Source organism: Leptospira venezuelensis (assembly GCF_002150035.1).
GTDB classification, from domain to species: domain Bacteria; phylum Spirochaetota; class Leptospiria; order Leptospirales; family Leptospiraceae; genus Leptospira_B; species Leptospira_B venezuelensis.
In genome coordinates this window covers 568,552-590,384 of record NZ_NETS01000008.1, presented here as the reverse complement: position 1 = coordinate 590,384, position 21,833 = coordinate 568,552, and the positions used below count along the sequence as shown (strand labels likewise).

Annotated in this window: 18 protein-coding genes; 7 read left to right on the top strand and 11 right to left on the bottom strand. The window is 40.9% G+C overall.

Annotation, left to right across the window (positions count from 1 at the left end):
- Position 1: 1 nt before the first annotated feature.
- The 7 genes from lpxB to sucC are packed head-to-tail and all read right to left on the bottom strand — an operon-like array spanning position 2 to position 7,520.
- A complete protein-coding gene (gene lpxB, locus B1C82_RS06825; protein ID WP_086446837.1) occupies positions 2-1,279 on the bottom strand; it encodes a lipid-A-disaccharide synthase in 1,278 nt (425 codons plus the stop codon).
- Positions 1,227-2,081 carry an LpxI family protein gene (locus B1C82_RS06820; RefSeq protein ID WP_086446836.1) on the bottom strand — a complete coding sequence of 285 codons (855 nt, stop codon included), beginning with the start codon at positions 2,079-2,081 and terminating at the stop codon, positions 1,227-1,229. The genes lpxB and B1C82_RS06820 overlap by 53 nt, the downstream gene beginning before the upstream one ends.
- 2 nt (positions 2,082-2,083) lie before the next feature.
- Complete coding sequence (locus B1C82_RS06815; RefSeq protein WP_086446835.1) at positions 2,084-2,332, bottom strand: FmdB family zinc ribbon protein; 249 nt, start codon at positions 2,330-2,332, stop codon at positions 2,084-2,086.
- 25 nt (positions 2,333-2,357) lie between these two features.
- Positions 2,358-3,791: an SH3 domain-containing protein gene (locus B1C82_RS06810; protein ID WP_086446834.1), complete on the bottom strand. Its 1,434-nt coding sequence runs from the start codon at positions 3,789-3,791 to the stop codon at positions 2,358-2,360.
- Between the two features lie 18 nt (positions 3,792-3,809).
- Positions 3,810-5,408 (bottom strand): TolC family protein, encoded by a 1,599-nt coding sequence (locus tag B1C82_RS06805; RefSeq protein WP_086446833.1) that lies wholly within the window; start codon positions 5,406-5,408, stop codon positions 3,810-3,812.
- A gap of 28 nt (positions 5,409-5,436) precedes the next feature.
- A complete protein-coding gene (gene sucD / locus B1C82_RS06800; RefSeq protein ID WP_086446832.1) occupies positions 5,437-6,321 on the bottom strand; it encodes a succinate--CoA ligase subunit alpha in 885 nt (294 codons plus the stop codon).
- Positions 6,322-6,347: 26 nt separating this feature from the next.
- Positions 6,348-7,520 carry an ADP-forming succinate--CoA ligase subunit beta gene (gene sucC / locus B1C82_RS06795; RefSeq protein WP_086446831.1) on the bottom strand — a complete coding sequence of 391 codons (1,173 nt, stop codon included), beginning with the start codon at positions 7,518-7,520 and terminating at the stop codon, positions 6,348-6,350.
- Between the two features lie 454 nt (positions 7,521-7,974).
- On the opposite strand from sucC, the gene B1C82_RS06785 reads away from it, so the two are divergent.
- Positions 7,975-9,459, top strand: coding sequence for a sulfurtransferase (locus B1C82_RS06785; protein WP_086446829.1), 1,485 nt, complete (start codon positions 7,975-7,977; stop codon positions 9,457-9,459).
- Between the two features lie 100 nt (positions 9,460-9,559).
- Here the strand turns inward: B1C82_RS06785 and B1C82_RS06780 are convergent, their stop codons facing one another.
- Complete coding sequence (locus B1C82_RS06780) at positions 9,560-10,006, bottom strand: DoxX family protein (protein WP_086446828.1); 447 nt, start codon at positions 10,004-10,006, stop codon at positions 9,560-9,562.
- A gap of 357 nt (positions 10,007-10,363) precedes the next feature.
- Between B1C82_RS06780 and B1C82_RS06775 the strand changes: the two genes are divergently transcribed.
- Both B1C82_RS06775 and B1C82_RS06770 read left to right on the top strand, forming a co-directional pair.
- Entirely contained in the window at positions 10,364-11,506 is a 1,143-nt protein-coding gene (locus B1C82_RS06775; RefSeq protein WP_086446827.1) for a DUF819 family protein, read from the top strand.
- A gap of 144 nt (positions 11,507-11,650) precedes the next feature.
- The gene (locus B1C82_RS06770; protein WP_086446826.1) at positions 11,651-13,018 is read left to right on the top strand and encodes an adenylate/guanylate cyclase domain-containing protein; all 1,368 of its coding nucleotides are present in this window, start codon (positions 11,651-11,653) and stop codon (positions 13,016-13,018) included.
- Positions 13,019-13,209: 191 nt separating this feature from the next.
- Here the strand turns inward: B1C82_RS06770 and ruvA are convergent, their stop codons facing one another.
- The 3 genes from ruvA to B1C82_RS06755 form a co-directional block, all read right to left on the bottom strand.
- A complete protein-coding gene (gene ruvA / locus B1C82_RS06765; RefSeq protein ID WP_162494905.1) occupies positions 13,210-13,845 on the bottom strand; it encodes a Holliday junction branch migration protein RuvA in 636 nt (211 codons plus the stop codon).
- Positions 13,846-13,855: 10 nt separating this feature from the next.
- Positions 13,856-14,839: a hypothetical protein gene (locus B1C82_RS06760; protein WP_086446824.1), complete on the bottom strand. Its 984-nt coding sequence runs from the start codon at positions 14,837-14,839 to the stop codon at positions 13,856-13,858.
- A gap of 94 nt (positions 14,840-14,933) precedes the next feature.
- The gene (locus B1C82_RS06755) at positions 14,934-16,040 is read right to left on the bottom strand and encodes an MBL fold metallo-hydrolase (protein ID WP_234008499.1); all 1,107 of its coding nucleotides are present in this window, start codon (positions 16,038-16,040) and stop codon (positions 14,934-14,936) included.
- Between the two features lie 193 nt (positions 16,041-16,233).
- Between B1C82_RS06755 and B1C82_RS06750 the strand changes: the two genes are divergently transcribed.
- From B1C82_RS06750 to B1C82_RS06735, 4 genes are all read left to right on the top strand, one after another.
- A complete protein-coding gene (locus B1C82_RS06750) occupies positions 16,234-17,175 on the top strand; it encodes a fatty acid desaturase family protein (protein WP_086446823.1) in 942 nt (313 codons plus the stop codon).
- A 9-nt stretch (positions 17,176-17,184) separates the two neighbouring features.
- A complete protein-coding gene (locus B1C82_RS06745; RefSeq protein ID WP_086446822.1) occupies positions 17,185-20,310 on the top strand; it encodes an efflux RND transporter permease subunit in 3,126 nt (1,041 codons plus the stop codon).
- Positions 20,311-20,535: 225 nt separating this feature from the next.
- A complete protein-coding gene (pyrB, locus tag B1C82_RS06740; RefSeq protein ID WP_086446821.1) occupies positions 20,536-21,462 on the top strand; it encodes an aspartate carbamoyltransferase in 927 nt (308 codons plus the stop codon).
- A gap of 10 nt (positions 21,463-21,472) precedes the next feature.
- Positions 21,473-21,832, top strand: coding sequence for a DUF2203 domain-containing protein (locus B1C82_RS06735; RefSeq protein ID WP_086446820.1), 360 nt, complete (start codon positions 21,473-21,475; stop codon positions 21,830-21,832).
- Position 21,833 lies beyond the last annotated feature (1 nt).

Here is a 21,833-nt window from a genome sequence, read left to right as displayed (position 1 = left end):
CCTACACGTTAGCAGGTTTCTCTTTTAAAAACTGTAATATTGCTCGGCTTGCATTCTTAGAACTATGTTCTTCGCCTAAGGATTCTTTTACAGACTGGATCTCCTCGATCATTTGGTTTCTGTACTTTTTATTTTTCAGGATCGCCATTGTTTCTCTTACGGTTTCTTCCGGAGTACATTCTGCCTGAATGAGTTCCTTTACTGTTTCTTTTCCGCTTAGAATATTCACGAGGCCTATAAACGGAGTACGGATCAGAAGTGCGGAGATAAAATAGCTGAGTAAGCTTACTTTGTACAAGATGACCATTGGTTTTTCGAAATATACAACTTCTAAAGTAGCAGTTCCTGACGTGACGAGAACTATATCCGATGCCTCAATACATCTTAAGGAACGATCGAATAAGTATTCAATTTTGATTCCAGGATGAGATTCTTCCGTTTCTTTAATTTTAGTTTGAATGAACTCTTCTTCTTTTACGTTGATATTCGGGATTAGAAAACGAACATGCTTTTTGTCTGCCTCTGCTTCCCCGTGAATTAGTGCTGCAGATTGGAGCAGTATATCTAACATTCTATGGATCTCTCCGGAGCGAGAGCCAGGCATAAGAGTGATTGTTTGCAGATGAGCAGGGTGTTTTTCATCCACAGGGATTGGAGCTTCTTTTCGGATCTTCTCCTTGATCCTTTGAGCAATTGGATGTCCTACAAATACCGATCGAACTCCATAATCATCGTAGATCTTCTTCTCGAATGGAAATAGTACAAGCATTAGATCTATAGATTCTTTGATCTTATAAATCCTTCCGAAATTCCAGGCCCAAAGTTGAGGAGAAACATAGAAGATTACTTTGATCCCTAATTCTTTAAGTTTGGCCGCAAGCCTAAGATTGAAACCAGGGTAATCTACTAGGATCGCATGTGTGCAAGAACGTGCTACAGCTTCTTCCACCAATCGATCCATGAGCGCTTTTAGGAATTTGTATTTAAATAAAACAGCAGTGAAACCGATTACAGAAAGTTCTTCCATATTCTCTATGGAATCGAAACCTTCTTCCAGCATTCTTGGGCCGCCGATCCCGAAAAATGTAAGGTCAGGATCATGTTTCTTAAGTTCTTTTAACACTTCGGCGCCTAATAGATCACCTGAATGTTCTCCGGCTAATATCATGAACACGGGAGAAGAAGGTCCGGAAATATTTTCCGTCCTAGGTTTATCTCCGGCCTTCTTAGGCTTTAGGGAGCTTTTTTTGGGTAGAGTTAATTTTCGAGACGTTGCCACGGCCGATGCTCAAGATATGGATTTTCAATTTTTCTGCAAGGTTAATAAATTCGGAAGGATTTACAATTATTGTCTCTCCTTCTCGAACGGCGAGTGTATCGCAGTTATTCTCGCTCATTATTTTTAAAGTTTCAATTCCGACTGTAGGTAGGTCGAATCTAGGGTCTTGGCTTGGTTTGGAACTTTTGCAAACCACCGCCTTTCTTTTTTTGGCGAAACCTCCGCCTCGTTTAATTGTTTGATCGGTTCCTTCTACAGCTTCTACTGCCAATACTGATTTATCTACTACGACTACTGCTTGGCCTATATCTAGGTGAGCGATCTTCTCTGCATATTCCATTCCGAAGATCACGTCTTCTATCTGCTTTTTGTCTAAGGCTCTTTTAGTATAACGTCCTTCCGGAAGTAACAAAGACTTAAGATAGGTTTTTTGGGAAATGATATGAATTCCTTGTTTTTCGAAATCTTCTGCCACTGTTTTGAAGATAGAATAGTCATGACGATTTACCATTCTTGCGAGTAATGCCAGGGCCTTTAAGTCGAAGTTCAAACTTTTGAAGATAATCTCTTTTTTAACTTTTCCTAATAAAAGAAGTCTATCTATCTGATTTGTTTTACAGGCTTTTAATAGACCACCGATCTTTACGATCCGTATTGGGATTACTCTGTCCGGATAATTTCCTGGAGTAAAATCAGACTCAGCTATCGAGAGAAAGAACGGATCTTCTCCGGCAGCTAGAGCTTCTTTCATACCTATCTGAGGAAGGTTTCCTCCTCCCGCTAATATTCCTAAACGTCCCAATCTTAGTTGGAAGAGGAGCCGGAAGAACCGGTGGAAGATTCTGAACTTTTGGAAGAAGATGATGATGATTTATAATCTGTTACGTAGAACCCGGATCCTTTAAAAATAATCCCGCCTCCGTTAGAGATCAATCTATCTACTTCTCCGCTTTTTCCGCAAAGAAGGCAAGTCGTGATTGGATCGTCCTTCATGGATTGAAAATGTTCGAAAGTTTGTCCGCAAGCCTTGCATCTATAATCGTAAGTGGGCACTGATTTTCCTCGCTCGATCCTAAGATCAAAATAAAAACTTAAATTGGAACGCTGCCGCATTCGAATCGGATTTTTTTTCCGCTTGTTTCAGGCAGAGTTTAAATAGAGCTCCCTCTGTTGAGGTTAGTTCTTCTTCAGGAGTGATGCCTTGTAATACGGTTTTTTCTCCTACTAATAGAGACGCTGATATCACTCCATTTGCAGAAAAAATTCCGAGTTGGAATCGTTTCTTTCCGCCTGAATTCCCAAGTATATACTTGTTCCTATTGATAGAAATACTCTCTCTGTCAAGGTCGATTTGGTAAGCGGACTTCCACTCTCCTGGTCTTCCTGAATACAGTTTAAAAATCGGAACAAGTTCCTCTCCGCTTAAACTTGCAGTTAAAAATTCTAAAGATCTAAATGGTTCTTCTACGATTCTGCAGATCTCTTTATATTTTCCGGTTTTAGATCTGTGTATTACGATACCGTAATCTCCGTCTAAGGCTAACTTTTCAGTGGGGATATATTCACCATGAAAACCAGGAGGGATTTTATCTTCGGTCCAAAACGCAAAATCCCAGGCCTGGCTTTTTTCGGATTGGGAGAATTCTGCAAATATTTCTTCTGCTTTGGCAGAAGGATACGGATCTTCTTCTAAGAAGTGAGAGAAGATCCAACCTGAGATCTGTAATTCAGGAATATATACTTGGACCCAATTTCCTTTTCTTCCTTGGACAGTCTCTGAACGAGGGTCTTTATCTAATGTGTAAAGTAAGAGTCCTTTTTTTAAACGAGCTTTTCCAGGGTTCTCGGTCCCAGGACCAGTTCTAAGATTTGTATTTTCCCCTGTGTTCTTAAATCTGGAACCTAGTAACGCAGAATCTTCTCTGACAGAAAGAAAACCTAACAGTTCTGAAAGTTTGTTCTGGTCTCCGTCAGAAAGTTTGGTCTCTCGTCTTAGCACTTTTTTTAGAACTAATGAATAAGAAGAAATTCCTAATGTGACTGGATTACTTCGGATCAGTTCTTTTAGATCTCGTAAAAATAGAATATCATCTTCCCATTCGCCTGCGATCTCCGCCCTGGAAAGAATTGCTTTTTGTCTCCAGTATCCGCCTGGTCTGAGTTGCAGAATAAAAGGATCTTCGAATACAGGAAATTCTCCTTTGGATTCCAAAGATTTTCCTGAACTGATCCCATTCTCTTTTTGTAGTCTTGCGGAAATTTTAGCCCTTTCTTCCGCGTCCTTGGTGACCAATTCCGCATTTAATCTAAGAAGAGATTGGGAGCCATAAAAAAGATCCTCAGGCGTCGGTGCGGTGGATTTTTTTACAAGGGAGATTACCTTCTCCCATTTTTCCTTTTTATAATATTCGTAAATAGTGTCGGATGGTTTGGGCCAGAGACGAATGGTAAGCCAAACGATTAGCCCGAATAATACGATCCCTAATATAGAAAGGAAAAATCCGCGTTTCAATGAGAACTACGAAGCCTATTAATCCAAGTGCGGAATAAGTTTTTCTGCATCCAGATCGAATCTTTCCAAAAGCATGTTCTTTGCTATATAGTATCTCATTAGATCTATATTAAAATTTACTTTTGCTTGGGTTAGACTAAGCTGGTCTCTCACCAGAGTATCCAAAGCATTCTTAACAGCGACTGCATCCGCTCTTCCTTGTTGGAAGCTTCGAACCACACCATTATAATAGTTTTGTGTCTCTTTTTCGGTGACTATTGAGTTTTTATAAATTTTATAACTAGCTTCTAAAGAATCGATCCTTCCTCTTAGATCGTCTCTTACTTCATTCTTAACTTCAGTCTCTTTTAGACTAGCTTGGCGAAGTCCGATTTCGGAGTCTCTTCTTCCTGCGGCAACTCCCTTATCGAATAATGGATAAGAGAAACTTACTTTTCCGTTGAAGTCTTTGTAACGCGCAGATTGTACACCGTCTGTAGCGTCAGTATAGTTTTTATCTGGGCTTGTAATTGTCTGAGCCTGAGAAGAAGCAGAACCTGAAAGTGTAAGAGAAGGTAACTGATCACTTTTTGCATTCTTTAGCATAAGTTCAGCTATCTCTTTTTCTCTAACTGCGTTTAGATAATCGGCTCTCTTTTTGTAAGCGATCTCTAGATCTTTGCTGTAGTCAGGCTTTTCTGGAATTTCTTCCATTAGGTCTGTTTCTTCGGAAAGATCAGAATCATTCTCTAATTTTAAAGTACGAGCTAACTTTCTTTTTGCTTCGTCCTTTTGTACAACTGCAGTTTCTAATTGGCTATCTGCTTGTGCAAGTAGCGCGTTCCATTGGTTAACTTCAAATCCTTCTGAAAGTCCTAAACCTTGTTTACGCACTGTAAGATTTCTAATATTGCTAACGTTCTCTTTTAATCTGCGGAATGTTTTTAAGGACTGTAATTTAACAGAGTAGTCCCAGAAATCTACAAGTGATCCTACGATCGCTTCTGAGATTTGAAGAGAAACTTGGCTTTTCGCCATTTCTTTCTGGTTGTCCAGGATCTTCTCTTGGTTTCTTCCTTTATAACCGAATGAGTTCTTTAATAAATCTTGGGAAACTGTTGCAGTGATAAATCCGGTATAAAGAGGAGGAAGTGCGAGTCCCGCGAAACTTGCAGTAAGTGGGTTACTCTTATCCTCGAATGCGTTCGAGTCGAATCGTCTGTTTCCTGCTTCTAACTTAAAGTAGGTTCCGGTAGTACGGATTGTTTTTTCAATCCCTCCTTTGATAGTATCGTCTGAAGTTTTTGTTCCAGTAAATACGTTGTTCTGGTTCAGAGGAAGAACTGTTTGTCTAAAACTTCCATCAGCTACTAATCTCCACGAATATTGGGACTCTGCTTTCAAGTAGCTCGAATCGGTCTTAGCCAATTCATATCTTAAGTTCTGCAGTTTGAAGTTACTATCAAGAGCTCTTTTGACAGTCTCTTCTGTAGTTAACTTCAAGACTTTTCCGGACTTATTCTCCTGAGAGAAGACCCCGGAAAATCCTGAAAGGAGGATGAGGTTAGAAACCAAAAAGACGGAGATCGTCTTCCCATTTGCTGTTTTGGTCCAAAAATTCCTATTTTCTAATTTCATAACCTTTCCTCCCGATTAAAGTATTAGATTAACCTAATGCTTTTTTCATTTTTTCGCCGACTTCGGCGATAGACTGGCAAACTGTAATGCCTGCATCCTGCATAGCTTTCATCTTAGAAGAAGCTGTTCCCATTCCTCCGCTGATGATCGCGCCAGCATGCCCCATCCTTTTTCCAGGAGGTGCAGTTTGACCCGCGATAAATCCTACTACAGGCTTTTTAACATTCGCTTTGATGTAAGCTGCCGCTTCTTCTTCAGAAGTTCCGCCAATCTCTCCGATCATTACGATTCCTTTCGTTTCAGGATCTTCATTCAGAAGTTTGACTGCTTCCGTATGATTCATTCCTGGAACCGGGTCTCCACCGATACCGATCACAGTGGATTGTCCTAAGCCGTGTTGGCTAAGTTGAGCAACCGATTCGTAAGTTAAGGTTCCGGAACGGGAAACGATGCCGATACTTCCTGCTTGGTGAATGAAACCAGGCATAATTCCCATCTTTACATTGTATTTAGGAGAAATGATCCCCGGGCAATTTGGTCCGATTAATCTGGTCTTGGAATTTCTTAAAGCGCTATAAACTTTCAACATATCATGTGTTGGAATTCCTTCAGTAATACAAACCACTAATGGGATCTCGTTAAAAATTCCCTCTAAGATTGCATCCGCTGCAAATGGAGGCGGAACGAAAATGATAGATGCATTTGCACCCTCTTTTTCCATTGCGTCTTTAAGGCTGTTGAATACCGGAACCGCTTTACCTACTAAGTCAGCTTTTTGTCCTCCTTTTCCTGGAGTGACTCCACCGACTACATTGGTTCCGTATTCGATCATCTGCTGCGCATGGAAAGAACCTTCTTTTCCGGTAATACCCTGTACTACGACTTTCGTATTGTTATCTACTAATACTGCCATGTTATATTAAGTTAACCTTATATTATTTATTTAATGGCTTCCGCCACTTTTTTGGCCGCGGTGCGAAGATCCTCTTCCGCGATGATGTTGAGACCGGATTCGTTTAAGATCTTTTTTCCTTCTTCTGCATTGGTCCCTTTTAAACGAACTACTAATGGAACGTGAATGTTCACGGCTTTAGCTGCTTCGATGATCCCCAGAGCAACTCGGTCGCAACGAACGATCCCTCCGAAGATATTCACAAAGATCCCTTTTACGTTCGGATCTCCCAGGATCAGTTTGAATCCGTTGGTAACAGTAGTAACGTTAGCTCCACCGCCCACGTCTAGGAAGTTTGCAGGTTCAGCTCCGGCAAGTTTAACGATGTCCATGGTTGCCATTGCAAGGCCGGCACCGTTCACCATACAGCCGATGTTTCCATCTAACTTAACATAGTTGATATTGTATTCGCTGGCTTGAACTTCTAAAGGATCCTCTTCGGAAATATCTCTGAATGCAGCATTTTCGGGATGGCGATAAAGAGCGTTCTCATCTAAGTCGATCTTACAGTCACCTGCAATGATCTCATTTTCTTTTGTAAGGATGAGAGGGTTGATCTCTAATAAAGATGCATCTTCTTTAATATAAGCATTATAAACGGAAGTAAGAAGAGCTTTGAAAGACTTATGAGATTCAGCGGGAAGTCCAAGATCAAAAGCAAGTTGAGAAGCTTGGTTTGGTTGTAATCCGATACCTGGATCTATAGCGATTTTCAGGATTTTTTCAGGATGAGTTTCCGCAACTTCTTCAATCTCCATTCCACCTTCAGTAGAAGCCATGATGATTGTTTTGCGGATCGCGCGATCTAATAATACGCTTAGATAGAATTCTTTCGCGATATTGATTCCTTGCTCAAGATAAACTTTTAAAACTTTTTTACCTTCAGCTCCTGTTTGAGGAGTAATGAGTTGCATGCCTAAGATCTTATCGATTGCGGCTAATGCGTCTTCTTTAGTTTTGGTAACTTTAACTCCGCCGCCTTTTCCTCTACCACCTGCGTGGATTTGAGCTTTTACGACTACTACAGATGCTCCCGTTTTGGAAGAAACTTCTTCGTGGGCTTTTGCACCGTCTTCTTTTTTATCAATTACTACGCCGAAAGGAACTTTGGCGTTATGGCGTCTCAGGATTTCCTTGGCCTGGTACTCGTGAATTTTCATGAATCAACCTTGTTTTTTTGGATGTGAGTTCAGTTTGGAATGCTTTTTCTAAGGATTTTACCTGGAAGAATCCTGTCCATCCCCTTTCGGTAGGAGTTCCCACAAGCGCATTGAAATGCTGATACAAACCTAAGTCCAAGGGCCGCCGCGACTTTGCATCTCTGCGTGCACCGTGTTCTCTGTGCGAAACTTATTACTTCGGATAATTGGGTCCGGGGGTTCGTAAGCAAAAAGATTCGCCGGAGAGGGGGTAGCGAAAGACGCGACCGCGGCTGGAGCGTGGGGGAGGCTTCCCCCGCCAAGACACTTCTGTGACAATACTTTGGGAATCGGTCTAATATATTTTTCGCTATCACATATTATTTTCTGCTATATTGTATATTTCGGCTGATTTTTAGGATCATTCTAAGCAGAAAGGGCTAACCTGTGGCTTGCCACGTTAGGAGAAATATAAATGAAGGTGATCTATATTGGGCTGGTACTCGGCCTAGTTTCGGGGACGTTTGTCTCCTGTGATGGAGGTTCTGACTCCAATTCTGCTTTGGCGGTTTTGGCCGGGTTCGGTTCTTCCATTCCGGTCCGTTCTGCTTCGGATTTAACGAATGAGTCAGCTGCTTCTTATGATGATAATGAATGGGGGCTTGTAACTGCTTCTCGTTTGGAATCTTGGGTGAGCGATTGGCAAAACCAAAAGCCATCTCATATCAGCGGCAAACTTGTGATCTTGCAGAGTAGTCTTGCAAATAATTTTGCGGGAGATACAAGCGGGAGATCCTACATTAAGTCAGACAATTCGAACGGAGTTTATGTATATCATCTGGATGATTTCCAAGCTGGATTTCGTTTTAACCAGCAGAGAGATACCGGACTGATCCGTAACTCAGTGCGCTACCAAGCAGATGGACAAACTATAGACCAATGGTTGAAAGTCTTCGGAATTAATTTGAACAAAGACTTGGTGGTTTTTGCAGTTGGATCTGCGAATAATAACGGCACTGCTTATACGAATGGAAGCCAAACCCAAGATATTACTAGAGGAATTTATTGGCTTAGATATTGGGGAGCGGATATCAAACATCTCGCAATCTTAAACGGAGATATCAGAACCAACTTTACGAATGCAACCTATCTTGCAGGGACAAAGGATACCGCTCCGAATGAAAACGGAAACTTCAGTGTTAAACAACTAAAGGTAGATAATACGATTATTACTCTTACCTTAGAAGATATCATTAAGATTGCTAAGAATAATGGGAACGCTTCGATCAGTGGACTTACCGGCACTCAAATCATTGTGGATGCAAGACCGACTGCACAATATGATCAGACTATTGGGATTACAAATTCAGGAACAAATCATATTACAACTGCTTGGAATGACTCAGGTGCTCCGGCTGCAGGCGTGAGTGGAACTCCTAAGAAGTATGTTCTTTTTGAAACAAGGATTAAAGGAGCAAAAACTTTTCCTTGGGCATCTTTACTGGATACTTCTGCCACAGGTTATAGATTTAAGGATAAGGTGACTCTTGCAGGTATTTTTGCAAATACTGGAACAGGTGGGGCCGGTTATACTGCGGGATCTACCGTCGTTTCCCAATGTAGAACAAACTTCGAAGCTCAGGTGAATGGGTTTGTTTCTCAGAATATCTTAGGATATCCTACAGTTTTTTATGACGGTTCCTTAGTGGAATGGACTTCACTTGTTGCAGAATATCCTGATTCTGCGGAAGGGACTAGTTATAATAAACTTTCCTTAACTTCTCCGTTCAGAACGGATACTGCAGATTTAAGTTACGCTCCAAGTGGAGTTATTAATTATAATTCACATGCGTCCGGTGGAACAGGGAGCCCATATGTAACTGTGGCTCAAGCGGATATTAATCCTTCTTCGAATACAACACGTAAGGCTCAATTTGAAGATAAGGCTTATAAGTTTTAATTCTTAAACCTCCGTGTTCTTTGTGGGCTCCGTGCGACTTTAAAATTTAAAAAATATTTCGCACGGAGAACACAGAGCTCACAAAAGGTATAACTTTACTTTATAGAGAGGAAAGAATAGCAAGGTCTAGAGAATAAGCTCCTCCGCCTACGATTGAGAGTGCAATTGCAAGTCCGATAGCCAATACTTGGAATTCGTAACCTTCTCCTTTTTGAGCTCCGAACCAGTTCATGAAAAATCCATGCTCTCTGTGAACGAGTAGTGCAGCACCTAACATGATAATGCCGATCCCGATTGCGGATACTCGAGTAAGTAGTCCGAGGACCAATGCAACTGAACCGAATGATTCACCTATGATGACTAAGAATGCGATTATGCCAGGAAGTCCTGCAGTCTGGGTAAAATAACCGTAAGTTCCTTTGAATCCGTAACCGCCGAACCAGCCCAATAATTTTTGAGCTCCATGTGGGAAGATTACGATCCCGAGAGTTAATCTTAAGACCAGTGGAACGATATCGTTACTGGTTGCTAATAATGTTTCTAACATTTTGGATACTTCCTTCTATTAATTTGAGAATTAATAGTTTATTATTAAAGTATATTACTTTGAATATGAAGTATTTCTTACAAGTTTTTTTCACCAAGGTCGGTCAAAAATCGGAAATTTTTTCAGGTAGGAACTACTTCCTTGGGATTTCCCTTGAATAAACTGTCAGAAATCGACGATTTAGCAGAAAATTTTCGACTTTTAGAGATGATCAGAATATGATTCGATGGCCCAGTTTATTATACCGAATTTTATTCAAAATTCAATATAGCAGAATTTAATCTGTTATTAATGAGGGTCCAGTTTGGGATGGTCCTCTGGATCTTTCCATGTATTCGGAAAAGATCAGGAGAAAAGATGTCTGAAGTATTCTATTGGATAATTTCTGTTTTATTCTTAGGATTTATTCTCGGATTCCCTTGGCTTGCGGGAAGCCTTTCTAATAAGTATAAGTGGTTGGGATTTTTAGGCCCCGTCGTTCTATGTTATGCTTCTGGTATTATCTTAGGGAACTTGATCCCAACTGAGCTATTACCCAAAAAGATCGCAGAAACTGTCTCTGAAATTTCTATCCCTATCGCGATTCCTCTCTTACTCGCTTCTTCCGATTTTGGACGAGGGATCAAAGAGGCAAAACTTGCATTGTTCTCCTTCTTTCTTTCCTGTATTGCTGTTGCGATATCTTCTGTTTCCGTAGGTTTTTTCTTAAGCTATTTACATCCTGAATCTTCTAAAATAGGCGGAATGCTTGCAGGCTTGTATACGGGAGGAACACCCAATTCGAACGCAATCGGTCTGGCTTTGGATACTGGAAAGGCAACGATTGCACTTGTGAATACGGTAGATCTTTTGATTGGTGGGACTTATCTTTTATTCCTTCTAAGCTTTTCCAAAAAAGTATATTCATTTTTCCTAAAGCCTGAGACTGCGATCGAGCGAGAAGGAGAAGACACTTCTCTTGAACTCCAAGTTTCTCCAAAAAATCCAGTGTTTCGTTTGTTCTTTGGAATTATTTTATCGGTTTTGGGACTTGCTGCTTCTTTCGGGATTTCTCAAGTGATATTAGGAACTGCTTCCGCACCTTTAATCCTATTAGGGATCACGACCTGGGGAATCGGAATCTCATTTTCCAAAAGAGTGAGAAGTTTGAATACGTATCCAGTAGGATATTATTTTATTCTAATATTCTCAGTAGCGATCGGTTTTTTGGCAGATTTTGGGAGTCTAGTCAAGGGAGCATCAGGTGTACTTTTGATCGTACTTGCAACTATGTCGATTGCGATCCTTCTTCATTTACTTTTCGGGATCCTATTTAAGATTCCTGTGGATACTTGGATCATCACTTCTGTTTCCAGTATTTATGGTCCTGCGTTTGTTCCTTCTGTTGCGGCAGCGATTGGCAATAGAGGTGTATTGATCCTGGGGATCTTGACCGGCTTGGTTGGCTATGCAGTGGGGAATTATTTAGGCCTAGCAGTGTATTGGTTATTGGTGAGATAAGCTGAGAAGTCACAGAGATAGGAGAGACGCAATGTGAATCTCACGCAAAGACGCGAAGTTCCAGAGAGGGTTTTTGTGAAGAGGGAATGTGAAATCTTGCTAAAGAAAGCTTGCGCGGAATAATTTTTATGATTCTCTTGCCGGATGATTTTACGTTTCCGCAGGTTCATCGATTGGGTACAATTAAACAAACTCACTCAAGGTCTCAGTGACCAAGAAGCGCGCGCTATTCGTACTACTGGATCTACTCAGTTCATAATATTTGTAATCCCGGTTCTTCTCGCAGTACCAATTTATTTTACTGAACCTCCTGAAACGCATCTATATTCCTATTCCGTGCTTATTATCTTTCTGATAACCCTAGGAATTGGAAGATATCTGCTTCATAAAAGGATGCAGACTGCTTCTGCGGTTGTGACACTTGTGGCATTGAATTACGAATTTACAGTTTTGACACTTGCCCAAGCAGATGATCCAGCACCTCTCGGATTTTTAATCAGTTCTATTTTGCCGTTCCTAATGATTTTGCGTACTAAAACGAAAACGCTTTGGAGCCTTGTGATCATTCCGGTATGTTTTTTCCTGGCGGCCCAGTATTATTACAGAGTGTTCGGTGGTTCTGCGATATTCGGACCTCCTAGATGGGTTGTGCCTGCAGACTATCTGATGCCTCCACTTGTACTTTTGGTCTTAGCAATGATTTTCATCATTTATCAATTCGTAAAGGCGGTCAACACAGCGGAAGACAAACTGTCTCGGGAGCACGCTCAGTCAGAGAAACTTCTTCTTAATATTTTGCCTAGAGAAGTAGCAGATGAATTGAAGGAAAAAGGAATTAGCAAACCTCGCCATTTCCCCTCTGCAACAGTTTGTTTCACTGATTTTGAAGGTTTTACTAAAATTTCCGAATCGCTTGCACCAGGCGAACTGGTTGCGGAGTTAGATAGATGCTTTTCCTATTTCGATAGTTTGATGGATCGATACAAACTTGAGAAACTCAAGACTATCGGAGATAGCTATATGTTTGTGGGAGGAATTCCAAATACTAGTTCTACTCATGCCGTGGACTGTGTTCTCGCTGCTCTCGAGATCCAGGCATTTATGAATCAGATGAAGGAAATTAAAGCTTCGCAAAATCTTCCATACTGGCAGCTTCGATTGGGGATTCACTCTGGAGACTTGGTAGCAGGAGTTATCGGAGAGAAGAAGTTTGCCTATGATGTTTGGAGTGATACCGTAAATACTGCAAGTAGATGTGAATCTTCCGGTGCTACAGGTAAAATTAATATTTCAGGTGCAACTTATGCGCTGGTCAAAGATTTTTTTGACTGCGAATATCGTGGAGAGATCGCAGCAAAGCATAAAGGAAATATCGGAATGTATTTTGTTCACGGGCTCCTACCTGAATTGCATAGAGCAGGGGAGCCTAGGGTGCCAAATTCCGAATTTGAAAAGCGTTACTCGGATTTGAGCTCAGGCATGAAGAAAGTTGAGGTAGAAGATGTCGGTTAAAGACTAACCTTCACCTGATTTGTTGGAATTCCAACAAGTATTGCGAATAGAAATTTGGATTGTAATTTGGGCGATTTTCGTATATAGGAAAAATTGCTTCTCCCACAAGCCCGCCTCCTCCACCCGAACTGGGTGGGGGCGATCTTCATTCCCCTGTAGGAACTCCAACAAAGGAATTTGCTTTCTATTATTTAAAGATTTTTTAATATTTCCCGGATCAGTTCTCCTGTATCCGTAAAACTTTGCTTTTTCAGGATCTTCTCCACTTCCTTAAGGGCAGATTTATCTTCGAAACCTAGTTGCACAAGAGCCTGGACAGCGGTTTCTTTGAAACGATCTTCCGGAGAGGGAAGTTTTTCTTTGGAGGTCTCGGGGATAGATGGATCTTCCGGGCCTGCTTCTAAAAATAGTTCCAGTTTTTTGAGATTTTGTTTTACTTCGAAAAAGATTTTTTCGGAGGTTTTGGCTCTGACTTTTGGAATCTTCTCCAGGTCCTTTGCTTCTCCAGAGGAAGCGATCTTATGTAATTCCCAAGGACTAAAGAAGGAGAGCACTTTGAGTGCAGTCATTTCTCCAATTCCGTGTAGCCCCTTCATCACTTTGAAAAATTCCTTATCTCTTTCTTGTAAGAATCCAAAAAGTTTTTGGCCTCTTTCGTTAATGGAGTGATGGATATGAAGTCTGACTTCTTTTGCAGAAGTTTGGAATTCTTTCAGTTCCCAATAGGTTTTAAAAGATATTACAATTTCGTAAGTTACTCCGTGTACATCTAAGTGCACGGAGCCTACTTCTAGTTTTCGGATGGAGCCTTGTAGTCCGGAGATCATGTCGGGAAGTTTAAAAAGTGATGCCTGCAGAGGCAATCATTTCCACAAATCCGAAATTCTGTGTGGCGCGATCCTTAGATTTTCCGTTTGTATAGATGCTTGTTAGATCTATATATCCACCTTTTGCTCCGAATTCAAAGAAGAATGATTTGAATAAGTCGATCCTAAGTGCTGAATATCCGGAGACTCCGTATCCAGAAAGGTGGAATCGATTATTATGACCTTCTCCGAAAAGCCTTACATCGCTTCTACAAACAACAGGTCCTCCACCTACAGAGCCTACTAAACTCAATGCATTTTCTCCATTGGGCGAAACCCAAAGTGGTGCCACGTAACCAACATCTACGAATAGATAATTGAGTCCGTCAGTATGTTCGAATTTCAAGAAGTCAGGAGTGATATTGACTGTCTCTCCTCCTCCATGGTATCCTGCGAACTGATTTATATTATTCGGAAATAATAATGCATAAGGAGCTGACTCGAATGATGTATGAAGTCTTGCCCATTCGATCGCTAATGGATCAATGTATCCGCTGATGCTTGCAGCTTGTCCTCTGGACATTACATATTTCATATGGTCTTGTCCGAACGCAATGAACAGATTATCCGTTAAATAATAAGTAAGTTTAAAATTATACTGAGGTATTTCCCAGAGAGAAGGATTCAGATAAACGTCTGTGGAAAATCTTTCTGGTTTGTCTCTTGCAACCACATCTTTTAATGTAAAAGAATATCCAGGTCCTTTGAAGTTAATATCACTTTGGGTGTAAGAATCTCTGTTGTAACCCCATTGAAAAGACCAGCGACCTTTTCTTTGGTCTACTCTTCTTTCTTCTTTTTTTACTTGTTCCGGCTGAGGATCCGTTTTTGCCTGAGCCATGCTGAAAGGATAAATTCTTTCTTCTCCCCCGACTGCAAATAGAGAGGTTGAGAAAGTCAGTAGTATTAAAATAATATAATAGATGAGGAATGAGGATTTAGTTTCAGATCTCATGTTTTGAGAAAGCCTCCCGAGGACACAGTTCTATGCCAGAATTCAGGAATAGTTCCGGGAGGCTATGTTTTTTCTTAGGATAGAAATTTCCAAATCATTCTAAATCTATTCCACTTCCAATAGTCCAAGGTATAATTTTGACCCCATCCTTGGTTCCCCATGAAATTCCATCTGACTGAGGATTGATCCCTTTTGTATCTGGAGAAGAAGGAAAGGATAACCTTTGTTTGAGGTCCAACACAGGTTCCTTAGGCAGATCATCGCCTAATGGAAAAGTCCCCCAATGGATAGGTGCAAACGACTTTGCATTTAAGTCCTTGGTTGCCATTAAAGCTTCGACGGGTCCGATATGCGCGTATTTCATAAACCATCTAGGCTTATAAGCTCCGATCGGAAGAAGTGCAAGATCCACCGGTTTACCTAAACGTTCTGAGATATTTTTAAAATGAGAAGAATATCCAGTATCTCCCGCAAAGTATATGATCTTTCCCTGGGCTTCAAGAGAGTAACTTCCCCAGAAATACTGGTTGGTGTCTGAGATTCCCATTCTACTCCAATGATGTGCTGGAAGAAAAGTGATCTTAACGGACTCTTTTGTAGTGATCTGACCCAACTCTTGGGAAACTGTAGATCCTAAATTTTCTTCTTCAGAAAATGATTTCATTCCGGAAGGTAGAAGAATCTGTAAGTTCGGATTTTTACTTCTCAAATAACGTAATGTATCTCGGTCCAAATGATCTCTATGGGCGTGGCTTACTACTACAAAGTCAACAGGGGGAAGTTCCTCTTTTGGGATCGGAAGTTTTACTAGTCTACTCACAAGAATAGGAGCCTCAAAGATAGGATCTGTCAGAACGTTTACTGTTTTTCCATTTTTGGTGGAAGAGATCCAAACTGTGGCATGTCCGAACCATACAACTCGTATCTTTCCTTCCTGAGCCACTAGGTCTTCAGATTTTCTTTCCAGAACAGTGGGAAGCTCTTCAGTGAGACCTTCGACTGCAGGCGGATCTTTAGGTCCCCAGACCTTCCAACGTAGGATAGCCAAAGGAGACTTCCCCTGCAATTCTTCATCTGGATCTAAATTATGATATCTACCTTCTCTATAGCTTGGGGACTTTACCCTGTCCGGATCCAATGGAAAGCAATAGAATAATGAAAATGCGAGTAAGAGAGTCGCAGAATGAAATATTAAACTCATATTGTTGTTTTGGACCTCTTGTAACATTTTTGGAGCCGAATTTTTTGCAAAAGAATGGAACCGAATCAATTTATTTCTATTTCCCTTGGCAGCATCGGATCGAGCTAATTTTTTTCCAAACCGACCGATGTCGCCACGGCTTAGATTAGCAGGTTGCTTGCAGAAAATTCAGCTCTCATTCGTTCTATCCTAAATGGAAGCTTCTATACAGATCAGAGACCTACCATTTGCGAAAAATAGAATACTTTCGCTGGTCGTCCTATTTTTATTTATCAGCTTCCATTTTTTGTTACCAATGGGTCTATTATTTGGTAACTTTCCATATTGGATCGCTTGGGTTTTTGCCGCAGCTTTGGGGCCAGTTTCCTATACTTTCTGGAATTTGATCCATGAAAGTATACATGGTAATTTTTCGAACGAAAGAAAGCAGAATCATTTTTGGGGAAGGTTTCTTTGTGTCGTGTTCGGAGCTCCTTATTCGGTTTTGAAATGTAGTCATCTGATGCATCACAAGTTCAATAGAGAACCTGGTGATAGGATAGAATTTTATGATCCAAATTCTGAAAAGCCTAGATGGTTCCAGAGTTTGAATTACTATTTTAGAATTACAGTAGCAACTTACATTTTTGAAGTAGGCACAGGACTTTTACTCTCACTACCTTCTCGTTGGACAAAACCGATCGCGGATCGATTTGTTGAGCATCCTATCGAAGAAGGTTTTTTTAAGTGGATCTATCGTCCTGAAATTTTGGAAGAATTAAGAAAGGATATATTATGGATCTTGGTCTTCTATATTCCTTCTTTTTGGTTGTTTGGAAGTAATTGGCCTTTGTTGGTATTTCTTCTTTTGAGCAGGTCGTTCGTTATATCATTTTTCGATAATGCATATCATTACGGGAAAGAAATTAATGATAAAAATTCGGCCTTTAATTTAACTCTACCGAAACCGGTAAGTGTGTTCTTTTTACATTTTAATTATCATAGGATTCATCATAGATTCCCGGGATGTTCCTGGGATCGGTTACCGAAACAGATGGAGGTTAGCGGAGAAACCTGGGACAAAAGTTTTATTAAACAAGCATGGAGCCAATGGGGCGGGCTCTTAGAACCTTTGGATGGAAAAATTTCTAAATAAAAAAAACATATGAGAACGATAATACAATCTTTCATTCACAATAGACTCTTCATGTATTTGGGAGTCATATTCATTGTTGCCGCAGGGGGAATGTCCCTTAGCGGTTTGCGCAGGGACGCTTTTCCGAATGTGGATATGAAGCAGCTCGTAATCACCACAAAATTCCCGGGAGCTTCTCCTGCGGACGTGGAATTGCGGGTAACGTATCCAATTGAGGAAAAGATCAAGGAGATAGACGGCATTGATGAGATCCGGTCCTTCTCTCGTAACTCTGTTTCTGATATAGATGTTCGCGTAAGCTTAGAGGAGAAAAATCCAGAAAAAGTTTTGGATGAGATCCGAAGAGCTGTGGACAATGCGATCTCTGATTTTCCTCCTCAGGTTACTGAAAAACCTAAAATTACGGAAAGAAAATCAGGTTCCTTTCCAATCATGGATTTCTCTGTTTATGGTGGTAAGGACGAGATAGAACTTCATACAATTGCTGAATTTATAGAACTGGAATTAGAAAAGATCCCAGGAATTGCAAGAGTAGACGTATTCGGAAAACGTGATAGAGAATGGCATATCTTAGTCAATGCAGACAGATTGAAACAATACCAATTGGATCTTTCCGACATCACAAGAACGATCCGCACTCGTAATATCAATCTTCCTGCTGGTTCCGTGGATTCTGAGAATGCATTTGATTTGAGGATCGACGGAGAATTTAAGAATCCTTCTGAAATTGGAAAAATTCCAGTTCGTACGAATGATATATTCTCCACTGTACGCATTGGAAATTTAGCAAGGGTAGAAGATACATTCGAATACCCAAGATTCCTTGCGATCGCAAATGGACAACAGGGACTCGTTCTTTCTGTGATCAAAAAAGAAAGAGCGGATGCGATAGATGTCGCAGACATGGTCCAAGCCAGATTGAAAGAACTCGAAAAAGTTTATCCGGCAGGAATTAAAACATTCAAATTAAACGATGAAGCTAAACGGACCAAGAATAGATTGAACGTGGTCACCTCAAATGCGCTCATCGGTTTCTTGATCGTTTTTGGGATCTTGTTTTTATTCTTAGATTTTAGAACTGCAACTCTGACTTCAATGTCATTACCTTTGTCTATGCTAATGACATTCGCAGCGCTTCCTTTCTTTGATGTTTCCTTTAATATGATCTCTATGATGGGGCTTATCATCTCACTCGGGATGCTCGTGGATAACTCCATTGTAATTTCGGAAAACATCTATACCTATTTAGGCGAGAAGATGGATAAAACATCCGCTGCCTTGAAAGGAACTACAGAGATGTTAGTGCCGATCTTCGGATCTTATCTGACTACTGTGGCTGCATTCCTTCCTATGTTGTTCATGGCCGGGATCATGGGAAAATTCATTTGGCAGATCCCACTTGTGGTGATCATAGCATTGACTGCAAGTTTGATTGAGTCCTTCCTATTTCTTCCTGCGAGGATTGCTGCATTTGCGAAAACTCCGGACGAATTAAAGAAGTCTTCCAATTTCAGAAAATCCCTGGATGCATTCTTCGCAAGAATGGAGGAAAGGTTTACCGATTTTGTGGCTTTGATGATCCGAAATCGAAACAAATCTTTCTTTGCTATCATTTTCGTCGTTATGGGTTCCTGCGGGGTAATGTCTCAAATGGACTTTATTCTTTTCCCGAAAGAAGACATTGAAATTTTCCTAATCAAAGCAGAGTTTCCACCTTCTTCTCGTATCTTCCAGACTAGGGATAAGATGAAATATATGGAAGAAATCTTGAAAAAGATCCCTCCAAAAGAATTGGTAAGTTATTCCACTAAGATTGGAGTGCAACAAACTGATCCAGACGATCCACTTTCTAGATTCGGAGAGAACCTAGGTGTGGTAATGGTGTATCTCACTCCAGAATCTCAAAGGGAGAGAAAGGCTTCTGAAATATTAGCTTCTATCGAGGATGATATTCGAAAAACACCAGGTCTTTCCGATGTGTATTTAGAAGAAATGGCAATGGCTCCTCCGATCGGAGCACCGATTACCATTGGTATACTCGGAAAAGATTATGAGGTACTCAAAAAAGTTTCCGCAGATCTACAATCCTTCTTAAAAGGGATTAAGGGAGTTCATTCCGTTCGTGATGATTATAGGAACGGGCGAAAGCAGATGTACATCCAATTGGACGAAGGATTGGAAAGTTTTACGGGAGTTTCAACCTTCTCCGCCGCGAATATGCTCAGAACTGCGTACGATGGAGAAAGGGCAGGTAATGTTCGCCAAGGTAAGACTAAAATTTATCTGAGAGTGATGTACGATAAGAATTTCCGTAAAAATCCGGAAGAAGTAAAAGGTATTCCTCTTAGAAACAAAGCGGGAAATATCACCAACCTAGCAAAAATTTCCAGAATGGATCTGAAGGATTCTCCTGAACTACTTTCTCATAGAGATTTTGAAAGAGCGGTTACAGTAAATGCGGATATCAAGATGGAAACAGGTATGACTTCTCGTGAAGCGAACCAAAAGGTAATCGATGAGTTCAAACCTCTGATCGAAAGACAATACCCTGGAGTTTCCATCGTATTCGGTGGAGAGGAGAAGGACACACAAAGATCCATGGCTTCTCTCGGAAAAGCTGGATTGATCGCGCTACTTGGGATTTACATCATTCTTGCATTAACTTTACAGAATGCAGTAAGACCTCTTCTGATCTTGAGCACAATTCCTCTTGGATTTGTGGGAATTGTAGCAGGATTTATATTGTCCGGAAAAGCATTCAGCTTCTTAGCTATGATCGGGATCATAGGACTTGCAGGAGTTCTTGTAAACGCATCCATCGTGCTTGTGGATTGTATCGATTCGATACGTAAATCTTCCGATGCGCCTTTGGAGGAGATACTACTTGAAGCGAGTCGTCGAAGGTTCCGTCCAATCTTACTGACTACATTGACCACTGTTGCAGGACTTCTTCCTACAGCCTATAGCGTCGGAGGATCAGATCCAGTATTGATCCCTATGACCTTGGCATTAGGTTGGGGACTTGGGTTCGGAACTTTAGGAAGTTTACTCTATGTTCCTGTAACACTTTCTGTGTTCAGTCATTTGAGAGAGAAGATGGGTTTTACATCAAAACCAATACCTAAACACCATTAAGATTAGAGGCGCAGAGGTTTACAAGACCCTAAGACGATTTTTCACGCAGAGACGCTAAGACGCAGAGAGAATTTGGATTTTAGTAAATCCCAACTCTGTGGCTCCGCGGCTCTGCGTGAGAAAAAAGCTATGTTCTACTTCTCTGTGAACTCAGTGTTCTCTGTGCGAAACTCGTCCTTTTAATTCTCTTGCCTCCGATCCCGGCCAGATCAATCTGTCCAGAAAATGGCATACGAGCATAAGAATATCCTGGATACGGACCAGTTCTCTAAAGAAGATCTGGACTTTTTAGTCGAGAGAACACGAGAAATGGAAAGGCTGGTAGAGCAAAATAAGGCCTTTGGAATTTTAGAAGGAAAACTTCTGGCTTCTCTTTTTTTTGAAGCTTCTACAAGGACCAGACTTTCATTCGAGGCTGCCATGGAAAGGTTGGGGGGAAGGGTAATCTCTACAGTAGGGTTCCAATTTTCTTCCATCTCTAAGGGCGAGACCTTATACGATACCATGAAAATGGTAGAAGCTTATGCCGACATCGCAGTGATTCGCCACCCTGTAGAAGGCTCATCCAGAATTGCAGCAGGTGCAGTTAAGATCCCGGTCATCAATGCGGGAGACGGTGCAGGACAACACCCGACGCAGGCTCTTCTCGATCTATACACAATCATTTCCGAAAAAGGAAAATTAGACGGACTCACTCTTGCATTCATTGGTGATCTAAAATATGGAAGAACAATCCATAGTTTGATTAATCTTCTTAGACATTATAAAGTACATCTTTACTTGATTTCTCCACCTGAACTTTCTCTCCCTGAGTCTTATAAGAAGGGACTTGAAGGATTCCCTATCACTTTCGAAGAATCAGACGATATCAAAAAAGTTTGGGAATGTGATATCGCCTATGTGACTCGCATCCAGGAAGAAAGATTCCCAGATCATAGAGAATATGAAAGATTAAAAGAATCCTTCAAGTTAAACAAAGAATTGATACTCGCATCTAAAAAAGAGACTACAGTGCTTCATCCGCTTCCAAGAGTGAATGAACTTTCTACTGATGTGGATGATCTTCCTAATGCTGCATACTTCCGCCAGGCAAAATACGGAGTTGTAAGTAGAATGACGTTACTCTGCCTTTCACTTGGCGTTCGTTTTTAAACGGAATAGAATGGAACGTAAGATCTGGACATACGAAGAAGCGCGTAAAATTCTGCCCTATGTCAGATCTATCACGGAAGAATTTTACGAAACCGTGGGAAAGGTTCACCAAGAACTGAAAAACGGTTTATACCAAGAGAATGAACAAGAAGCCAGAGAAGCCAAGGTCGAAGAACTGCTGGTGGAATGGTCCGGAAAAATCCGGGAACTTGGGATAGAAGTCAAAGGGCTATGGCTTGTGGACTTTGACAATGGAAAAGGTTATTATTGTTGGCATCTGGGAGAAGAGGATCTTCTTTTCGAACACGGATACGACGTGGGTTTTGCAGGACGCAAACCAATCCAAAACATAGACGAGGATTACGAATAAT